At 60.4% G+C, this 18544-nt stretch carries 16 protein-coding genes; 5 read left to right on the top strand and 11 right to left on the bottom strand.

Translation table 11 applies throughout. From position 1 onward, the window contains the following. Window positions 1-20 precede the first annotated feature (20 nt). Window positions 21-1316: an MFS transporter gene (locus tag AA0535_RS00295; RefSeq protein ID WP_264813876.1), complete on the top strand. Its 1296-nt coding sequence runs from the start codon at window positions 21-23 to the stop codon at window positions 1314-1316. 98 nt (window positions 1317-1414) lie between these two features. Then, a complete protein-coding gene (locus tag AA0535_RS00290; RefSeq protein ID WP_264813875.1) occupies window positions 1415-2827 on the top strand; it encodes an amidohydrolase in 1413 nt (470 codons plus the stop codon). 66 nt (window positions 2828-2893) lie between these two features. Here the strand turns inward: AA0535_RS00290 and AA0535_RS00285 are convergent, their stop codons facing one another. The 11 genes from AA0535_RS00285 to AA0535_RS00235 form a co-directional block, all read right to left on the bottom strand. Then, window positions 2894-3931 (bottom strand): ABC transporter permease, encoded by a 1038-nt coding sequence (locus tag AA0535_RS00285; RefSeq protein ID WP_264813874.1) that lies wholly within the window; start codon window positions 3929-3931, stop codon window positions 2894-2896. Then, window positions 3924-4943 (bottom strand): ABC transporter permease, encoded by a 1020-nt coding sequence (locus AA0535_RS00280; RefSeq protein ID WP_264813873.1) that lies wholly within the window; start codon window positions 4941-4943, stop codon window positions 3924-3926. The genes AA0535_RS00285 and AA0535_RS00280 overlap by 8 nt, the downstream gene beginning before the upstream one ends. Beyond that, window positions 4936-6423 (bottom strand): sugar ABC transporter ATP-binding protein, encoded by a 1488-nt coding sequence (locus AA0535_RS00275; RefSeq protein WP_264813872.1) that lies wholly within the window; start codon window positions 6421-6423, stop codon window positions 4936-4938. Before AA0535_RS00275 ends, AA0535_RS00280 begins: the two co-directional genes overlap by 8 nt. After that, window positions 6420-7436, bottom strand: a complete 1017-nt coding sequence (locus AA0535_RS00270; RefSeq protein ID WP_264813871.1) for a substrate-binding domain-containing protein — start codon at window positions 7434-7436, stop codon at window positions 6420-6422. The genes AA0535_RS00275 and AA0535_RS00270 overlap by 4 nt, the downstream gene beginning before the upstream one ends. 82 nt (window positions 7437-7518) lie before the next feature. After that, complete coding sequence (locus AA0535_RS00265) at window positions 7519-8400, bottom strand: sugar phosphate isomerase/epimerase family protein (RefSeq protein WP_127101565.1); 882 nt, start codon at window positions 8398-8400, stop codon at window positions 7519-7521. Further along, window positions 8397-9428: a LacI family DNA-binding transcriptional regulator gene (locus tag AA0535_RS00260; RefSeq protein ID WP_264813870.1), complete on the bottom strand. Its 1032-nt coding sequence runs from the start codon at window positions 9426-9428 to the stop codon at window positions 8397-8399. Before AA0535_RS00260 ends, AA0535_RS00265 begins: the two co-directional genes overlap by 4 nt. Before the next feature lie 149 nt (window positions 9429-9577). Beyond that, on the bottom strand, window positions 9578-9832 hold the full coding sequence (locus tag AA0535_RS00255) for a hypothetical protein (RefSeq protein ID WP_264813869.1): 255 nt from the start codon (window positions 9830-9832) through the stop codon (window positions 9578-9580). A 191-nt stretch (window positions 9833-10023) separates the two neighbouring features. Further along, entirely contained in the window at window positions 10024-11049 is a 1026-nt protein-coding gene (locus AA0535_RS00250; RefSeq protein WP_264813868.1) for a polysaccharide deacetylase family protein, read from the bottom strand. Window positions 11050-11452: 403 nt separating this feature from the next. Next, entirely contained in the window at window positions 11453-12175 is a 723-nt protein-coding gene (locus AA0535_RS00245) for a histidine phosphatase family protein (RefSeq protein WP_264813867.1), read from the bottom strand. Beyond that, the gene (locus AA0535_RS00240) at window positions 12172-14292 is read right to left on the bottom strand and encodes a hypothetical protein (protein ID WP_264813866.1); all 2121 of its coding nucleotides are present in this window, start codon (window positions 14290-14292) and stop codon (window positions 12172-12174) included. Before AA0535_RS00240 ends, AA0535_RS00245 begins: the two co-directional genes overlap by 4 nt. A 199-nt stretch (window positions 14293-14491) precedes the next feature. Further along, on the bottom strand, window positions 14492-15418 hold the full coding sequence (locus AA0535_RS00235) for a LysR family transcriptional regulator (RefSeq protein ID WP_264813865.1): 927 nt from the start codon (window positions 15416-15418) through the stop codon (window positions 14492-14494). A gap of 139 nt (window positions 15419-15557) precedes the next feature. On the opposite strand from AA0535_RS00235, the gene AA0535_RS00230 reads away from it, so the two are divergent. From AA0535_RS00230 to AA0535_RS00220, 3 genes are all read left to right on the top strand, one after another. After that, window positions 15558-16274 (top strand): SDR family oxidoreductase, encoded by a 717-nt coding sequence (locus tag AA0535_RS00230; protein ID WP_264813864.1) that lies wholly within the window; start codon window positions 15558-15560, stop codon window positions 16272-16274. Between the two features lie 376 nt (window positions 16275-16650). Next, window positions 16651-17838 carry an aspartyl protease family protein gene (locus tag AA0535_RS00225; protein ID WP_264813863.1) on the top strand — a complete coding sequence of 396 codons (1188 nt, stop codon included), beginning with the start codon at window positions 16651-16653 and terminating at the stop codon, window positions 17836-17838. Window positions 17839-17997: 159 nt separating this feature from the next. After that, a complete protein-coding gene (locus AA0535_RS00220; RefSeq protein ID WP_264813862.1) occupies window positions 17998-18444 on the top strand; it encodes a DMT family transporter in 447 nt (148 codons plus the stop codon). Window positions 18445-18544 lie beyond the last annotated feature (100 nt).

Here is an 18544-nt window from a genome sequence, read left to right as displayed (position 1 = left end):
CCCGCAAGGAAAGAGACGCCATGACAGGATCGGAACAGGACAGGAAGCGGATCATCATGGCCGCCTGTGTCGGGAATTTTCTCGAGTTCTATAATTTCATGGCTTATGCGTTTTTCGCGCCCATGATCGCGAGAGCCTTCTTCCCAAATACGAGCGGTCTGGCCGGTCTGTTCGATGCGCTCATTACCTTCGGTGCCGGTTTTTTCCTGCGGCCTCTGGGCGCGTTCTGCGTCGGTATCTATGCCAGACGCCATGGCCATCAGGCCGCGCTCATGCTGACTTTTGCCATCATGGCAGTGGGCTCCCTGCTTCTGGCCGCCACCCCGCCGGCAGGCTGGCTTGGCATTGTCGCCCCCTTCATGATCGTTCTGGCGCGCATGATGCAGGGCTTTTCCGATGGTGGCGAGGTCGGACCGGCCACCGCCATGCTCTACGATGCCGCTCCGCCCGGCAAAGGCGGCATTATCAGCATCATGCAATATGTGACGCAGATCCTCGGCATGCTGGTGGCGGTCATTTTCGGGCTGATTCTCTCGCTCGTCCTTTCCCATGATGCGCTTTACAGCTGGGGCTGGCGCGTGCCGTTTGTCATCGGCGTTGCCATACTCCCGTTCGGATTCTGGCTCCGTCAGCAAATTCCCGCCGCCCATACGGCACAGCATGAGCCCCATCCTTTCGGCGCAACGCTGCGCCTGCTGGTCACGCCCAAAATCCTGCTGGTCTTCGCACTGATCATTTGCGGGACCATCACCAATTACCTGCGCACATTCGGTGTCAGCTATGCCATTGCGGTGCTGCATCTGCCGCCCGGTATCGCCATGTTCGCCATGACCATCGGCCTGATCTGCGGCGTCACGGCGGTCATCGCCGGGATGCGTATCGCCAATCGCAATCCCGATCCGATGCGTTTCGTGCTCTGGGTTTCGCTCCTCGGCACGCCGCTCTGCATGGTCTATTATGGGCTTTCCATCACCTATCCGGGGCTCTGGACCCAGATAGGCCTGAACGTCACGATCTTTCTCTCCTCGGGGTTGCTCATCGCCCCCGTATGGCGCCTGCTGTTCGACGCTATCCCCGACCATAGCCGCGCCTTTATCTTTGGCCTCGTCTATGCCGTCGCCGTCTCGGTTTTCGGCGGCCTGACACAGCCGATTACCGTGTTGCTGATCGCCCGTTTCCATGATGCCATGGTGCCTGCCTGGATGATCGGTGTGCTGACGCCCCTCTCGCTTCTGGCCTATCTAGGACTGCGGCACCTCATGAAGCCAGAGCATCGCCCAGGCGCCTTTTCCCCCCTGCCCGACCGCGCCTTGTGACATCCCCCAGCTAACATGGCCTCCTGACATTGCCTGAGCGCGCTCCTCCGCGCGCGCTGGGCCTGCTCTCCTCTTCCGCCGACAAGGATCTTCTTCTCATGAAAAACACCGATGCCATCCTCTCCTTTGTCGATGACCGCGCTTCAAGCCTGATCGCGCTCAGCGATGCAGTATGGGAAGTGCCCGAGACCAATTTCGAGGAAGTCCGCTCCTGTGCGCTCCATACCGAGAAACTGGCTGAAGAAGGGTTTCGCGTCACACGCAACGTAGCCGGCATGCCCACAGCCGTCATGGGTGAGGCCGGCCAGGATGGACCCGTCATCGCCTTTCTGGGCGAGTATGATGCACTCCCCGACCTGACCAATGCCGCCGGGGTCATGGAACACACCCCGCTTCCCGGCAATGGGAATGGCCATGCCTGCGGCCATAATCTGCTGGGCTCCGCCGCGCTGCTCGCTGCCACGGCATTGAAGAACTTCCTTGCCGCGCATGATCTGCCGGGGCGCGTGCGCTATTATGGGTGCCCCGCCGAGGAAGGCGGCGCAGGCAAGGCCTTCATGGTGCGTGAAGGCGTGTTCGATGATGTCGATGCCGCGATCTCCTGGCATCCGCTGTTTTTCACCGGCGTGTTCCCCCCCTCCTCTCTCGCCAATATCCGTCTCGATTTCACCTTCACCGGCAAAGCCGCCCATGCTGCGGCTGCCCCTTTTCTGGGGCGGTCCGCGCTTGATGCGGCAGAGCTCATGAATGTGGGGGTCAATTATCTGCGCGAGCACATGCTGCCCAGTTCGCGCATTCACTACGCCTATCTCGATGCAGGTGGCGCTGCGCCCAACGTCGTGCAGGCGAAAACCACCATACGCTACGTGGTACGGACGCTCGATCTGGCCGATCTGGTGCCGCTGACGGAGCGTGTACGCAAGATTGCCCAGGGTGCCGCGCTGATGACCGAAACACAGGTGGAAGAGCGCGTGATCAGCGCCATGGCCAATATCCTGCCCTGCCCCCCGCTCGAAGCCGCCATGCAGGGTCATGTCGAGCGTCTTGGACCGCCGCCATTCGATGAGGCTGACCGCGATTTCGCCCGAAAAATGCAGGCTACCTTCCCCAAAAGCGACATCATCGCCGCCTTTCATCACGCCGGGACCAGACCCGATCTCGACAAGCCGCTCGCCGATTTTGTTCTGCCTGCCGGGGGCAATCGCTCGTCTCTCGGCTCGACCGATGTGGGCGATGTGAGCTGGACCGTGCCCACCGTTCAGGCGCTCGGCGCAACCTGCGCTATCGGTACCCAGCTTCATTCCTGGCAAATGACCGCCCAGGGGCAGTCTGCGGTGGCACATAAGGGCATGGTGCATGTTGCGAAGATCATGGCCCTGACCGGGCTCGACCTTGCGACCAATCCGGAGTTGCTCGAAGCGGCGAAGGCCGATCACGCGGCGCGTCTGGCAGTTCAGCCTTATGTGTCGCTCATTCCGGCGGAAACCATGCCCTCTGCCGATAACGAATAAAACCCTCAGGGCGGTCGGGGTAAGAGCCGCCGCCCTTTTAAGGATTCAGGTCGTCAAGGGGCGCTCTCAGCGCCTCTTTTTAACCATGGACTGGGCACAGGCCACCCCGATCAGCACCAGCCCCCAGATGGCGAGCGTCAGATAATCGCTGAAGCCGAGCAGATTGAACCCGGTCGCAATCAGCTGAAGCATGATCATGGCCAGAACCAGCCCTGTCACCCGTCCGAAACCGCCATTAGGATCGACTCCGCCCAGAACAGCGGCCAGAACCGTGACCAGCAGATAGGATTTGGCATAAGCCGCGCTGGCCGAATTAAATCGCGCCAGCATCAGGCAGGCAGCGCAGAAGCACAGGAAACCCGAAAGCGCGTATATCCTGATCGTTACGCGGTCGACATCGACCGCCGAATAGCGTGTGGCGAGCGCATTCGACCCGATCATGCGGATCGAAATCCCGAAAGCCGTATGCTGAAGCAGAAGGTGCACCACGCCCGCCACCGCCAGAAAGGCGAGGAAGGCCAGCGGTATCTGCGCCAGCGAGGCATTGCCGATCTGACCATAAAGGGCAGGCAGTCCCGACACCACCTCACCACGCGTCAGCCAGATGCTCGTGCCCTCGACAATCGACATGATCCCCAGCGTGACCAGAATGGGATGGACTTTCGTCCGCACGATCAGCCATCCGGTCACGCCGCCCAGTGCCGTCCCCAGCACCGCCCCCACCATGAGAACGATCACGATGCAGAACCCGACATAGCCCGTGCCATGGCCCGCCAAAGGCAGATGGCCGAGCACCGTCACCATGGCGAGGCCACAGGCATTGGCAATCGCGATGATGGCCAGATTCAACCCGCCCGACATCATGGGGATCGCCATGGCCAGCGCCAGAAGACCGAGCTGCGGGAGCTGGAACATCATGGAGCGCATGGAGCCGAGGCTGAAAAACCCGGGCACGATGAGGCTGAACCCGATGGCGAGCGCCAGCGCGGCCAGAGCCTGCCCCGACACACGCGCAGGAAACAGCCGCCGGAACGGAGCGGCAAGATCGGTCATGGAGGCGGAATGTCCTGTCTTATTGCCGGTCACGGGCAGATTTTCAGACATGGGCTTGCTCCGGGATGGGCGCTTCCTCGACAAGCCGGGAGCGCTTGCGGCTCTGGACCGAAAGGGCAGTGAGCGTCGTGGAGGCGAGAATGATCGCGCCCGTGATGATCTCGAAGCAGTAGGGCGAGATATCGAGCAGGTTGAGCCCGTTCTGGATGATGGCGAGCAGCAGGATACCGAGCGTGATCCCGCCGATCGTCCCCACGCCGCCCAGAAGCGATGCGCCGCCCAGAACCGCGGCGGAAAGGACCGATAATTCCGTGCCATAAAGCGCATTCGGTACGGCTTCACCCACGCGATTGGCCTGGACCAGCCCCGCCAGAGCCGCCATGAAACCGGCAAAGCCATAGGCAAAGAACTGCAGCTTCGAGATATTCAGGCCGATGCGACGCGCCGCCTCGGCATTGCCGCCCATGGCGTAAAGCTGCCTGCCGGTTCTGGACAGGGTAAGAAGGACCCAGCACAACAGGAGCGACACCACCATGACCACGATGGGCAAAGTGATGCGTATGAGATCGCCCCCGGATGTCTCGAATTGCAGGAAGGTGACGCGCTCGCTCCACCATTCGGGCAGGTTATAGATGGAGTGACCGCCCGTCGCATACATCAGCAGGGCGAAATACACATTCATGGTGGCGATGGTGATAATGATGGAATTGACACGCGCATAATGGATCAGCGCGGCGTTCAAAAAGCCGAGCCCCGTTCCCACGACAAGCCCGGCGGGGATAACGAGGAAGGGCGAGAGCCCATAATGCGTGGCCAGAAGAGCCGCGACATATTGCGCCACCGAAGCCGTGGCCGCGAAGGAAATATCGATCCCCCCTGCGATGAGCACGACGAAAAGCCCCGTAGCCATGATGGCCTGCACGGCGTAGCTTTCGGTCAGATCGACGAAATTCGACAGGCTGAGAAAGCTTGGCGTCGACAGGGACAGGGCTGCACATAAAATCACGATCACCCCGGCCAGCCAGAACTCGGGCCTACTGCGCAGCGTGGCAAAATCAGGCATAGATCTGCGCCTCCAGCGCCTGTTCGGTGATGTGTGCCGGGGAGTAATCACCCGCGATACGGCCATTGCGCATATGCAGGATGCGATCACAGGTGGCGAAAAGCTCGATCATCTCGTCCGAAATCACGAGAATGCCCACGCCCTGGGCGCTCAATTCGCGGATCAGGGCGTAGATCCCCTCCTTGTTCTTGATGTCCACACCCACTGTGGGACTGTCGAGGATGAGAATCTTGGGATGGGATGCAAGCCAGCGTGCCAGAATGACGCGCTGCTGGTTGCCACCCGACAGGGTGTTGATGGCATCCTGAACAGAATTGACCTTGATATTCAGACGCGCCACCCAGTCCTCGGCAAGCTGCACGCGCGCCCGATCGGTGATGGTACCAAATCGATTGGCCAGGCGGGGTAGAACGGCAATATCGAGATTATCGACGATGGATTGCTCGGCGTTGATCCCGAGATTGAGTCTGTCTTCAGAGACATAAGCCAGACCCGCTGCCAGAGCATCCTGATTGGTCCGAAAACGGCATTCCCGGCCATGCACGAGCAGTGTTCCGGAATCCGGTCTGGTCATGCCGAAAAGCGAGAGGGCAAATTCTGTCCGTCCGGCACCCAAAAGGCCTGTCAGGCCCAGAACCTCGCCCTCATGCAGGGTGATCGAGACATTCTCATACTCGCCCTTGCGCGTGAGCTGCCGGGTTTCAAGCAGGGCGGGACGAGCACTGCAATCGCGGGGAGCATGATGGGTCGCGATCTCGATACCGGTCATGAGATGGATCAGCGTTCTCTGGTCGAGACCGGATGCAGCATATGTGCCGACCATCCGTCCATCGCGCATCACCGTGATACGCTCGGCAATGGCAGAGACCTCGTCGAGACGATGCGACACGAAGACGATTGCAATCCCCTCTGCCGAGAGCTTGCGCACCAGATCGAGCAGGCGTCGCACCTCGGCACGTGTGAGCGACGCCGTGGGTTCGTCCATGAAAATCAGACGCGCCTCACCCGCAAGGCCGCGCGCAATGGCCACGATCTGCCGCTCGGCAATCGACAGCGCATCCACCGGACACTCCAGAGGCAGATCATGCCCGAGACGGGACAGGATTTCCTTCGCCTTGCGCCGGATCGCAGCGCGCGGACTAAAACCACGCCCCAGATTGGCATCGAAGGCGATGTTTTCGGCCACGCTCAGATTGGGGAAAAGAGCCAGATCCTGAAACACCACCTGAATGCCAAGAGCACGGGCGCGCATCGGATCGAGCGGCAGGACATTCCGACCGCCAATACGGATGTCCCCGCCTGGGTCGGGGGCGTGTACGCCGGATACGGCCTTGATCAGCGTGGATTTGCCGCATCCGTTTTCGCCCACGAGACAATGGATCTCGCCTTCGCGCACATCCCAGTCGATCCCGCGCAATGCCTGGAAACTGCCGAATGTCTTGTGCACATGGCAGAGCTCCAGAAAGACTGCGCCGGTCACAGCCCCAGCGCCACCAGCGCATCGATGGTCGATCGATCGATGATCTGCATCTTTGGAGCAAGAATGCTGCGCTGGGCCGGATCGACCTGCAAGGCACCGATATCGGTCAGGTCCATACCATTGGTGATGGGCTTGCCGGTCGCCATCATCATGCCCAGACGCACCAAGGTCTGCCCGGCCAGAAGCGGGTTCCAGATATAGCCACAGCGTATTGCGCCGGAACGCACATATTTCGCCCCCTGCCCAGGAGAGAACGGCCCGACCACCGCAACGCTCCGGATCTTGCCGCGCGCATCGACCGCACGTGCAGCTCCGATCGGCCCCTGCGACCCGAAGGCGAGCACCCCGGTCAGATCGGGATGGGCGCGCAACTGATCCATGACGGTGCGATAACTGTCATCCACGCTTTCACCGCAGCCGAAACGATCCCCGATCAGATGCATGTCGGGATATCGCGCCTTCTGCAACGCGATGGCCGCATCGGCGCGCATCTTGTGCTGGGGAACGGTCAAAGACCCGACAATGATGATGTACCCCCCCTTGCCGCCGGTCGCCTTGGCCAGCGCCTCCATATGGCGTTCGCCATCCGCAGCGGGGGTCGTGAATTCGAGATCCCATTCCGCGCCCTGCTGGCCGGGGCTTTCATGGCTGATCACATGAATACCCGCCGCGCGCGCACGCTGCAGAACCGGCACCAGTGAACTGGCATCATTGGGCACGACACCGATCACATCGACCTTGCGTGCAATCAGATCCTCGATGGCACTGACCTGCTGGGCGGCATCGGCCTGGGTGGGACCGATCATCCAGGCATTGCAGCCGGTCTCCTTGCCCGCGCTCTGGATACCGCGCTCCATGGCGTTGAACCACGGTATGCCGCCGATCTTGGCAACGATGGCAATTTTCTTCTGACCCCCTTCGGCATAGGCACCGGAGAAACGGGCAGAAGCGAAAGGAGAGAGAGCGGTCAGGCTGGCGGCGACGCCCATGAAACCGCGGCGGGAAAGGGTCATGATCTCGACCTTTTCAGAGCGTCACGGGGCGTCGTCGGGACACCCGCGTGACGGGATGGGGTTCGGGAGAAAAGCCGCGTCTTTAGCGCTTCTGGCGGCCGAGCGCCTCGCGTGCCGATTTCATCTGCACATCGGTGAAGGCCTTGGCATGGGCCGCGAGATCACGGCTGTCTTCCCAGAGATTGCGCCAAATGCCCAGAATCCCTTCGAGCGGTTGACCGACCACCGCTGAGGAGAAGGATTCGAAAGTGATCGGCCCCTGATACTGAATGCTCTCCAGCGCGCGGAATATGCTCGGGAAATCGACCGAACCCGATCCAAGATAGCCGCGATGCGAATCCCCGGTATGGAAATAGCCCAGCAGATCGCCCGCCTCGCGAATGGCCTCGGCGGAATCCGCTTCTTCGATATTCATGTGATAGCAATCGAGGTGCAGCTTCACATTGGGCATCTCGACGCGCTTCACATAGGCAATCGCCTGACGTGCCGTATTGAGCACGTTGGACTCGTAGCGATTGACCACTTCCATGCCCAGCGTGATGCCACTGGCCTGCGCCTTTTCAGCGACACGACGCACCACTTCGATAGAGCCGCGCACGCCTTCTGCCGTCACCGGCGTCGCGTATTTCTGGAAGGCGGAATAGAGAATGCCGCAGACATGGGTCGCCCCGACATCTCGGGCAAGGGAAATGGCATCGAGCAGATGCGCCTCTCCCCGACGGATACGCTCCGGGTCGCCCGAGGAGATATCCATATCTGCAGTCAAGCCGAAGGACATGGTGATCCCGAGACGATTGGCTTCGAGTTCGCGCAGTGTTGCGGGCACGTCGAAGGCCTTGAGGTCCATGGTCGAGGCCTCGATCAGATCGTAGCCGAGTTCAGCCGTCGAGCGGATGGCCATGGCGGCGTCTTCAGGCGTCCAGCCAGCAGTCCAGACAAAAGCGTGGAGTCCGAGCTTGTTCATGACAGATTTCCTGTTCTGGGGGGTGCGGTCGAACCGCGCACCACCAGCGTGCAGGCCAGTCTGACCTGCAGGGGGGCAGTGCCTTCGCCCGCAATACGCAGCATGAGGCGCGACCAGCCCTCGGCGCCCAGCGCATCCACCGGCTGGCAGATGGCGGTAATGGGCGGCAGGGTGGCACGCATCCATGCATAATCGTCGTACCCGACAAGCGACATGTCACCGGGTACGGCGTATCCGCTCTGGTGCAGGCAACGCAGTGCCCCCAGAGTGATGGAATTGGTCAGGGCGATCACGGCGCTCGGCGCGTTCGCACCGGCAAGCGCTTCGGTCAGGCCGGGCGGCCCGTCCTCGAAATGATGACCGACTTCAAGAACGCGCGGTTCGGGAAGACCGGCGCGCGCGCAATAGGCTAGAATACCCGCACAGCGTTCGCGGATATTGGCCAGAGAGAGCGTGGTGGCCACGACGAGCATATGACGATGACCGAGCCCGGCGAGATGCGCCGCGATTTCGGTTGCTGCCTGCTCGTTATCAACGGCCACCGTATCGGCGACGCTGGCACCGGGCAGGCGGTCCAGAACGACATAGGGCACGCCTGAGGCGTCGAGCAGCCCTGCATCGGCAAAACAATCGTCGTTGGGCAGAACGATCATACCCGCCGGTCGCCATGACAGCAGCGCCTTCAGACGGGATGAAGCCAGCGCGCTATCCTCGCCAGCACTGGCCACGATGATGTCGTAGCCGTCGCGACGGGCGCAATTTTCGATACTCGCGATGATCGCAGTAAAGAAAGGATTATCGAGGCTGGGCACGAGCACGCCGACGATCCTGTTGCGCCCCTCGCGCAACTGCATGGCGGCACGATTAGGCAGATAGCCGAGTGTATCGATCGTCTTCTCGACACGCGCACGAACGGCATCGGATACATTCTTGCGGCCACGCACGACGTTGGACACGGTAGCAACGGACACGCCCGCGGCCTCGGCGACATGACGTATCGACACCTTACCCGGTCTGCGCGGCATCATCGCTCCCGTTAGTTAAACGTTTAACTTGCGGAAACGAGGTAAGATGACTTTCGCATTTCAGGGAAATGACATTTTCGTCACCTTGACGCCTCGCCAGGGTTCGGCGTCGCCTACCAACGGCGCGATCGGCATGGCTCAGAGGCCTGGTGTCACGCAACCGAGACCTCGCTTGGCAGAATATCTCGAACGAAAGTCAGGGAATCATTGATCCTTTCTTCGATATAGGCCAGTTCGAGACGCCGCACCCTGCGCCAGGGCGCAGCATCGATACCCCGGCGCATACGCAAGGGAAGTTCCACCGCGAAAGGCAGCGCAGAGACTTCAGCGAGCAGAGCCAGACATTCGGCATCGCGACTCCCCCCTGCTCCCAACGCATGGAAGCTCCAGCCATCGGACTTATTCACCAGATACAGGTCACGCGCGAGGTCGCCATCGCGCCCGATTATCGGATATCAGATCCTCTGACCTCCACCCTGCCTGTATCACGATGCACCGGATGGATTACTGCGTTGGGGCGCCACCTCCCGCTATCGGCACCTGTCGGATACGCCGTTCGACACAGTACGCGCTGCGCAAGAATGCCGAGAGAAATCACTCAGTTCGTCTTGCAGTAGCCTCGTATCCACGCGGGCGCTTCGGGCTCGAGCGCGCCATTGACCGCAATATGGCGCTCCCTGGCCCAGCGATAGCCCCACATAGGTCCGTAGACGGTAGCCATTCTGGGCTCGATAGCATAGGCAGGATCGGCTTGGGCCTCTTCCAGAGTGATAAAGCGCGTTCCGTCTTTCCTGAAAATATCGATGATCGCAGGGAGTACCACTGCGTTCAGCCGATTGCTGTGCAGGAGCATGATCGAGGGAATTTCACGCCCCATGACGCGGGTATCGAGCGCACGATAATAGGGAATCTCGACCCGAACATAGTCCAGATAAGCGCGCTCGATCTTCCCCATCGCGTCGCTTCGCGCATGGGCGAAAGCACATTCATAAGCGTCGTTGAAAAGATAATCCTCGACGTCGATCGTGGTCGCCGCCAGACGATACCCATGACGATGCACAATATCGGAAAGGGCCAGACGCTTCGCTTCGGTGTCTCCGACATGGTTATACGGAAACCTGAAAAACGTGAGCGTGCGCCCCGCCTGATGCGCAAGCGGTCCGATCGTCGCCTCCCCCTGCGTAATTTCCCGCTCCACCTGGACAGGCGTGAGTGTGTTGCTGTCGAAATGATGAAACCCGTGATTGGCCAGCACGAACGCCCCCTCGTTCCAGCGCTGAACAAGTCGCGGCCCTTCCGCACCCAGCGCCTGTACCTTGTCTTCATTGACGAAGGCGGTGACCGGAATGGCATGTCGACGCAGCGTATCCAGAATAGCCGCATTGGCTGAGAGAGCCGCCGCACGATTGGCTTGCGGCGAGGCGCCCGGCGCCATCACGTAAGGCAAGTCATCGAAGGTCATGGCGACAGCGTGGAGGGCGGGGGCATCGGGGCCTCCAAGGGCAGGCTGCCGATACTCCGAGGCACAGGCCTCCGCTATTGGAAGGACCAAAAACAGAAGGCCGAAGGCGCGCAACGCCCGCGACGAAAAACGGATCAGAAAGGGAGGCATAATTTTTTGCATGATCTTTTTTGCTCCTCACCGGGGTCAAGTGCGGGCAATCCCCGGTTAGAAGTAGAAGCAGGCAAGATCATGGCTTTGTAACGTCAATGTAATGACTGTTCCTGGGCGGAAATCGCGTCGCCAGGGGGCACCTATGGCCTGCCATCACCGATAGACGGCCAGGCCCTCCTTGCATGGTGCAGCGCCCCCGGCATGCCCCCCACAAATCGCTCCCAGTACATACCCGTCTCCTAATTACCCGCCCGGAAGTCTTGTCGCTTATTCTACGCTTGGCGCGGTCGGAAGCTCATTGACCGTCACCAAAAGGCCTACACCGTCGATGCGTGCGACAAGCAAAAGTCACAGAGTGCTGGCCGCCTTGTCACGGCCTGCCTCCTAATTGCCCGCCCGGGGGTCTTGTCGTTTATTCCACGCTTGGCGCGGTCGGAAGCTCATTGACCGTCACCACACGCCAGACACCATTAATACGCTCAATGATCGAAAGCGACAGATTCTGGATGGAGAAGCGCAGTCCTGTATCAGGATGGACATTCAAGGCATGCGAAAGCGCCGCGCGAATGGCCCCGCCATGGCTGACCACCACCGTATCCTGCCCCGCATGATGGTCGGCCATTTCATCCAGCGCATGGCCGACACGCGCACACACATCCAGCATGCTCTCCCCACCCGGAGGCTGCTCCGATGCCGAGAGAGACCAGAAATTATGGGCGGTCTGACGCAGCTTCATCGGCAGTTCCTCATGAGGAAGGTTATGCCACTCCCCCATGGATTGCTCGGTCAGGCGCGGTTCGATGGTCAACGTGCGGGCACCGTACCCGGCTGCGAAAATAGCCTTTGCCGTATCCTGCGCGCGCTTGAGGGGCGAGACCACCCAATTCGCTTCATCCGGAAGCCTGCGCCCGAGCGCCGTGTAATAGGGCACCTGCAGAGCCAGATGCTCGGAACAGAGTTCGACATCCAGAGACCCGTAGACACGTAGCCGGGCGGTTGCCTCCACAATGGCATGACGAATAAGCCAGAACCGCGTGACACCCGAGGGTAACTGCATGGAATCGAGGAAATGACCGTGCGCCTTGGGCGCGGTCGCCCCGATATCATTGAATTGGGGCGTATTCGGCTGGGTCATGATACCAGAGACTTTCGCGAGAAATGAGAGTGAGGCGCATAGCGCGGGACAGGGCCAGCCGCTTCGAGCAGGTCCCAGTGCCGCAGGATGAGAGAAAGCTTGTCGAAAACGCGACGCATATCGGCAAATTCCCGCGCGAGACGCACCTTGTCGGTCATGCCGGCATGGGAGGGCTCACCCGAAACCAGTCGCGCCCCGGCGCAGAGACGCAGCGCCCCGGCATTTTCGCCCCCCAGAGCCGGGTGCGGCACGGGCACGGGCTGCCCCAGATGGCAGAGCAATTCAGCGAGCGGAGATGCCGCGATCCAGGGTGACAGGTCGCTATTCAACCAACGATGCAGTGCGCGCGCCTTTTCCAGTGCCAGTGGCTTTTCCGGCGTTTTTGGATCCTGCACGAGGAAGGAGAAAACGGTCGGAATCACATCCCAGACTTCCTGCCCGCCCAGATTTGAACGTTCAAGAGCCGGCACCGGAAGCAGGGTCAGGGCGGGGTGGAGGTCGATCACGTCACGCGCATTGGTCTCGAAGCGCCGCAGGATGTCGCTGATGCGCTTGGGCGTCACAGAGGTGAAGGCGGCGCTCTCAGCCAGGGCCGCTTTCCAACGCAAGGCGAGCCCCAAATTGCCCCCACGGCGCAGGGGCGTGGGAAGGCGGGTTGCGGGCCAGTCGCATCGATTGAAATAGGCCGAAAGGCCGCCCGGAAGCGTGTAACCGGCCAGGGCAGCGGGTTCAGTTCGCGGCAGGAGAACCGCGCCGCAAAATGGAGGCCCGGTCAGGAACTTGGAGCCCGTGGTCATGACAAGCATGCCCTTGTGGACGAGGGCGTTGATGCGCTCGGGGGCGAGGCGGGCCTGACAGGCATCGACCACGATTGTGATCTGATCCGGATAAGCCTTCATGAGGCTGTCTATCAGTTCGGCACGGGGGCCGACGAGACCGGTTTTGGACATATCGAGTTGATGAAGAATGACGTGATGCCCGAGGGCGAGTTCCTGCAACACGCAACATCGTATCGCATCATCGCGCTCCGACTCATCGCGTGGTGTGCCATCCGGGTGGCGGATGTCGATCCCCACAAGCCGGGTGGCCGTGGGAAAGCCTGCCAGGAACTCCGCCTTGTCAGCCTGTGTACCGAGCGCGGTGCCAGAAGCGAAGTGACGCCCCTGGGCCGCCAGAGGCACGCCACTTCCTGTCTCATCGGGCGCGATGAGAATATTGACCACCGGCGCTCCGCAAGCGCGCCTGAGCCCGATCGCCAGTACGGCCAGTTCGCAATCCGTCCCTGATGCAGCAAGCACAACATGATCGCGGCCTTCGAGCCCGTATAGCGCCGCCAGACCATCACGCACAGAGAGACAGGCGCTCTCGCAGGCCTGCTGCGCCGATGCCCCTTTCAACGCCTCGATCAGGAATTTCCGTCGTGCCGTTTCCGCCCCCAGATAGCCGCGTTCGGAAAGCGACGACGCTGTAGAGGAAGAAAAGGTCACCGCCCATGGGCGCGGGCGGTGCGAACATCCGTACCGATTGAGCCCGGTTGCGGGATCGATGACAAGACGCTCATCTCCACCATCGGCCATCAGCTCCTCAGAGGGAGCAAGCCACGGCCAGAGCGGCTCGAGCCGCGCGAGCAACAGCGCAGGCTCGACGGGAGAAAGCGATGCCTGGGAGCAGAACTGCGTGAGAAAAGGCCAGAGCGCGGTGACGCGCTCTGCGCAGGGCGGATGTTCTCCAGAAAATTCCGCGAGCCAGCTCAGCTCGACGGGGAGCGCGAGCGTTTCACAATCGAGGAGATGGAATCGCGCCGCCACCCGGGCAGCGACAATCGCCGCAAGCGGTCTGTCGCGCACGGGCAGTTCCTGCAGCAGGAAGCTCCACTCAAGGGCGTAACGGAGAAGGGTCGGTGCCATATCCGGGCGCTCGAAGGCCAGAGCGCCCAGGGTGATGGAGTCGGCAGAAACGGTGAAAGCCTGGGTCAGACGCGGGGAGAGATTGAAGACACTCTTATCCGACAGGCTTTGCAGGTCCGGGCGATCGAGCGCCGAGAACAAATCATCCGTCACTTTTTCTGCAAGCACGCGACGCCATCCCGATGTGAAGAAGCAGGCGTTATAGACCATGGGCGGGGGAACCCCAAATCAATCGAACCGGTCCTCACCTGTCCTGTCGCGGTCCCTTACCCGCATTGGCCAGACATGGATCGGCCGTGATCTCATGCCGTCCGGGCACGGAAACATGAGCAATCCTTCCTGGCAGATAAGCGAGAAGGCCTGGCGCTCAAGGCGCCGCCTCCCAACGCCATTGCAGCGAAAGCGGCAGTCATGATCGGAGGGCATCCGGACCAGCTTTCTGGCGCACCAGAGCGATGATCCTATCCCTCAACCACCGATGGGCGGGATCGGCATTCAGGCGCGGATGCCACAGCGCGCTAACAGTGATTCCTGGTGTTTCAACCGGCGGGTCGAAAGCGCGCAGCCCACTCGTTCCAGCTCGCGTCAGGCAGGACCGCGGAACCAAAGCCACCAGCGCCCCCCCTTGCGCGAGGCGCAGAGCGTCATCGAAGCCTGGCACAACAACCGCGACCCGACGGTGCAGCCCAAGGGCCTCAAGAGCCTCATCCACAGGACCCCGCAAAGCGCCACGCCTGGAGGTCACGACATGCCGACAGGCTGCGAAACGCTCTGGTGTGAGGGGCGCCGCGACTACAGGATGATCGTCACGCACCACGGCCGCAAAGCGATCATGAAAAAGCGGCTTCATACGCATCTCCGGCCCGAAGTCATCCGGCCCGATCACCCCGATTTCCAGATCGACCCTGCCCTCACGCAGGGCAGTAGCCCCCTTGTCACGACGAGGCAGGAAAACGAGTGTCACCGAGGGCGCTTCTGCCAGCAAAGCTTCGGTCAGGATTGTTCCATAAGCTTCGAGAAATCCGTCATTGGTGCGCAGGATGAAGACGCGCTCAAGTGTCTCGGGCGCGAAGGTTTCCTCGGCGGGGGAGAGAAGCACAGAGGCCCGAGCCGTGACCTCGCGCACCTGATCACGCAGCAGAAGGGCATGGGGTGTCGGCACAAGGCTGCGCCCCGCCCGCACCAGAAGCGCGTCGCCTGTCGCCACTCGCAGTCGGGCCAAGGTCCGGCTCATGGCAGACGGACTCAGATCAAGCGCTTTAGCCGCCTCAAGCACACTCTCCTCTCTCAGCAGCGCCTCAAGAGCAACGAGCAGATTGAGATCTTTCGGGATCATGACCCCCCTCCTTTTTGGCCAAGCGCCACGAAGAGCGTTTGATGCATTGATATGCTGCAATTCATGCATCTGGCGCCATCATGGACCAGCCTCCACTCTTGAAGTCCATGCTTTTCCTGCTTCGGCAAAGGACCACGCCATGACGAAAACACCCCTGTCTGCACCGCCTCCCCCGCATCTGCTTCTCGTGGGAGCGTCTCGTGGACTTGGCCTTGCCCTGGCCGAGGCCTTTCTCATGCGCGGCTGGCGCGTTACCGCCACACGACGCGGTACACCCGAAGATGGGCTGGCCGAGCTGGCCACGCGATTTCCTGACTGCCTGGTGACTGAGAAGCTCGACATCACCTGCGACACCCAGATCGCAGCGCTCAGACAGACGCTCACCGACGAGCGCTTCGACATGCTGTTCATCAATGCGGGGACAACCAATGCCCAGCCCGATCAGCCCATCGGTCAGGTCAGCACCTCGGATTTCATGCAGATCATGCTGACCAATGCCCTTGCCCCCATGCGGGTGATCGAGACGCTGGATTGTCTCGTCAGCCCGCAAGGACTGATAGGGGTGATGTCCTCGGGACAGGGCAGTGTCACCAATAACAATGGCGGGCAGCGCGAACTCTATCGTGGCAGCAAGGCGGCACTGAACCAATTCATGCGCTGTTACGACGCGCGTATCGGCCGGTCACGCCCCCTCGCCCTCATTGCTCCGGGCTGGGTGCGTACGTCACTGGGTGGCGCGCAGGCACGCTTCTCGATCGAGGAAACGATTCCTGGTGTGGTGGACGTCCTGAGCGCCCATCAAGCCGGTAGTGGACTCATCTACCGCGATTTCAAAGGCCGTGATGTTGCATGGTGATGGATACACTCAGCATAAGGGTGACGCGGAAGACCGATGCAGCCTGCGTGCCATTTGAGTCTCTATTCACTTTAAGAAATAAAAATTAAATACTCATTAAACTGTGAAAGATAATAATCTCGCTGATATAGTTGCACGAGCAGAGCTTTCTTCCCAAACGTGTCAGCTCTACCTCGAAAGAAAATGGAAAACCATGCACCTCTCGTCGCGCTTGAGATACATATCGAGCATCTCTACCATACTCCTCACTCTGTCTACTCACTCCGCGAGCGCACAGACGCAACGAGTTTCACCATATTTCAAGAACCTCCTGGTTGAGCACAGCAACGGTACAGCGTCGATTGGACTTGGTGACAGCAATGGTATCATCGAAGGCATGGCTACCGGCGATCAGTCAGCGCCCCGCGCTGCCTTAAAGAAAGGTAGCCCCTTTTTCGGACTACTGGCCCTGATCGTCGTAGACAGAATGACAGGCAGTGTTCGCGATGCTGTTTCTGACACCGAATTACTCAAAAAGTCTGTACGAGACATGGGTGTTCCGTATGACGTCGAGACACTGGCCTATTTTGCCGATGTCCTTGAAGCAGGGAACAAAATCCTTGAGGGCGACATGACCGGCTGGATCAGAGCCATCGACTCGGTGCGTAATCACTACGTCGTTCCTGTTCGGCAGGCGCTCAACATACCCGGTCTGGTATTCAGCGATCTGGATGTTCTTGAACCGAGCATTCCGGTTGCAGACATCCCCGAGCAATCGGCCGATATCGCTCCCGAAAACCATGTAGAGTTCAGTACTCCGTCCAGATTCGTCGGGCAACCAGGCGTCTATCCCCATATCAAAGGCACGCTCAACGGAGCGCCGATGAACTTTCAATTAGGAACAGGCAGTTTCATTGGTGCCATGCCCATGGAAATGTTCAATGCTGGCCATTATCGCGAGATAGGTCACATCGACACTTCAGTCGATACGATGGGTCGAAAGACAGCCGCACGCTATGTCATGGCCGATACGATCACTCTCGATAAAAGCACTTTCCATAACGTCATCTTCAAGGTCACAAAATCCGATTTCCTGACGTTGGGTATGGGGTTCCTGAGGCAACTCCCGCACGCGACGCTTTCGCGAAATGCCCTGGATTTTGGCGGCAGCGCACCCTATCGCTGTACAACCCCCATCCATCTATCGATGAACATGGACGGTACGGCCCTAAGCCTCGTCTTTCCGCTTGTCTCACATCATAGCCCGCAGTGGAGTGCCTTCTCTACGGGCTTACAGGGTGGAACAGCGTTTTTCACGGTCACGCCCCATTTCACCCCTGCAGAGTTGGCACAATCAGGCCCAACGGCTGGCGATACGACGCACGGTCTGGGTTTCTACCGAGCAGTCGAGACCCCGATCGATACATCGCTCTACGGGGTAAGGCTACACGATAAGGTGCAGAAAATCCTGGCACCCTATGCTCGCGCCGACTCCAAAATGTCCCTTACAGCCAACCTGCTGCTCTATGGGAACGTCTCTTACGATTTCGCCTCGAGCACAGCATGTTTTACCGCCAGACACTGAGAGCCCTGCCTGATGATTCGTCTCAATAGATATTCGCGAGAAGAGGCAGCCTTTTCTCGCGGGTAACGTTAGCGGTCGGGATTGTTGTGACGTTCTCCCTGGAGGAGCGCCCTTATCCCTGAGAAACAATCATTCCGGCGTCGCTGGAGGACCGTGTGCATGTCGAACGGCTGGGCTCTTCCTTTCATCCTCGTTGCCGGTGCGCTTCAGGCGCTGGGCGCCACCATGAACGGGGCATTGGCGAAATCCCTCGTCAATCCGTGGCTTGCGACGTCGGTCTCGTTCCTGCTGGTGCTGTTTCTCTCCATCGCCCTGTTTGCCTGCATGCCGCGCCCGCTTCCCAGCGCGGGTGATCTTGCCGCAATGCCCTGGTGGGCGCCGCTTGGGGGCATTACGGGGGCCGTGGCTGTTTTCGCAGGGCTGCTCCTGATTCAGAAACTGGGGGCGGGCCCGGTCAACGGCCTGACGATTACGGCCAATCTCGTGACCAGCCTGCTGATCGATCATTTCGGGCTGCTGCGCATGGAGGTGCACAGCCTCAACCCCTATCGTATCGCAGGTGCCGTGCTGATGATCGCTGGCGTCGCGCTGATCGCGCGTTTCTGAATGGTCCGGGGAGGATAAGGGCAGGACTAACGCGATGCTCAAACCCTGGCTCACCACAAAACACTATTTGCTCAACGCCGGGACGTCCACGGTTTCAGCA

This window comes from Asaia krungthepensis NRIC 0535 (assembly GCF_025995175.1).
GTDB classification, from domain to species: Bacteria; Pseudomonadota; Alphaproteobacteria; order Acetobacterales; family Acetobacteraceae; genus Asaia; species Asaia krungthepensis.
Note: the sequence above shows the minus strand (reverse complement) of the source record. Positions and strands in the feature narration are given on the sequence as shown.

Bases quoted from the DNA above. Each gene is read 5' to 3' on its own strand.
- AA0535_RS00245 (WP_264813867.1), bottom strand. From the start codon at position 12,175: ATGACCCAGCCGAATACGCCCCAATTCAATGATATCGGGGCGACCGCG.
- AA0535_RS00285 (WP_264813874.1), bottom strand. From the start codon at position 3,931: ATGTCTGAAAATCTGCCCGTGACCGGCAATAAGACAGGACATTCCGCC.
- AA0535_RS00240 (WP_264813866.1), bottom strand. From the start codon at position 14,292: ATGGTCTATAACGCCTGCTTCTTCACATCGGGATGGCGTCGCGTGCTT.
- AA0535_RS00235 (WP_264813865.1), bottom strand. From the start codon at position 15,418: ATGATCCCGAAAGATCTCAATCTGCTCGTTGCTCTTGAGGCGCTGCTG.
- AA0535_RS00230 (WP_264813864.1), top strand. From the start codon at position 15,558: ATGACGAAAACACCCCTGTCTGCACCGCCTCCCCCGCATCTGCTTCTC.
- AA0535_RS00270 (WP_264813871.1), bottom strand. From the start codon at position 7,436: ATGACCCTTTCCCGCCGCGGTTTCATGGGCGTCGCCGCCAGCCTGACC.
- AA0535_RS00290 (WP_264813875.1), top strand. From the start codon at position 1,415: ATGAAAAACACCGATGCCATCCTCTCCTTTGTCGATGACCGCGCTTCA.
- AA0535_RS00265 (WP_127101565.1), bottom strand. From the start codon at position 8,400: ATGAACAAGCTCGGACTCCACGCTTTTGTCTGGACTGCTGGCTGGACG.
- AA0535_RS00260 (WP_264813870.1), bottom strand. From the start codon at position 9,428: ATGATGCCGCGCAGACCGGGTAAGGTGTCGATACGTCATGTCGCCGAG.
- AA0535_RS00225 (WP_264813863.1), top strand. From the start codon at position 16,651: ATGGCTACCGGCGATCAGTCAGCGCCCCGCGCTGCCTTAAAGAAAGGT.
- AA0535_RS00295 (WP_264813876.1), top strand. From the start codon at position 21: ATGACAGGATCGGAACAGGACAGGAAGCGGATCATCATGGCCGCCTGT.
- AA0535_RS00250 (WP_264813868.1), bottom strand. From the start codon at position 11,049: ATGCAAAAAATTATGCCTCCCTTTCTGATCCGTTTTTCGTCGCGGGCG.
- AA0535_RS00220 (WP_264813862.1), top strand. From the start codon at position 17,998: ATGTCGAACGGCTGGGCTCTTCCTTTCATCCTCGTTGCCGGTGCGCTT.
- AA0535_RS00280 (WP_264813873.1), bottom strand. From the start codon at position 4,943: ATGCCTGATTTTGCCACGCTGCGCAGTAGGCCCGAGTTCTGGCTGGCC.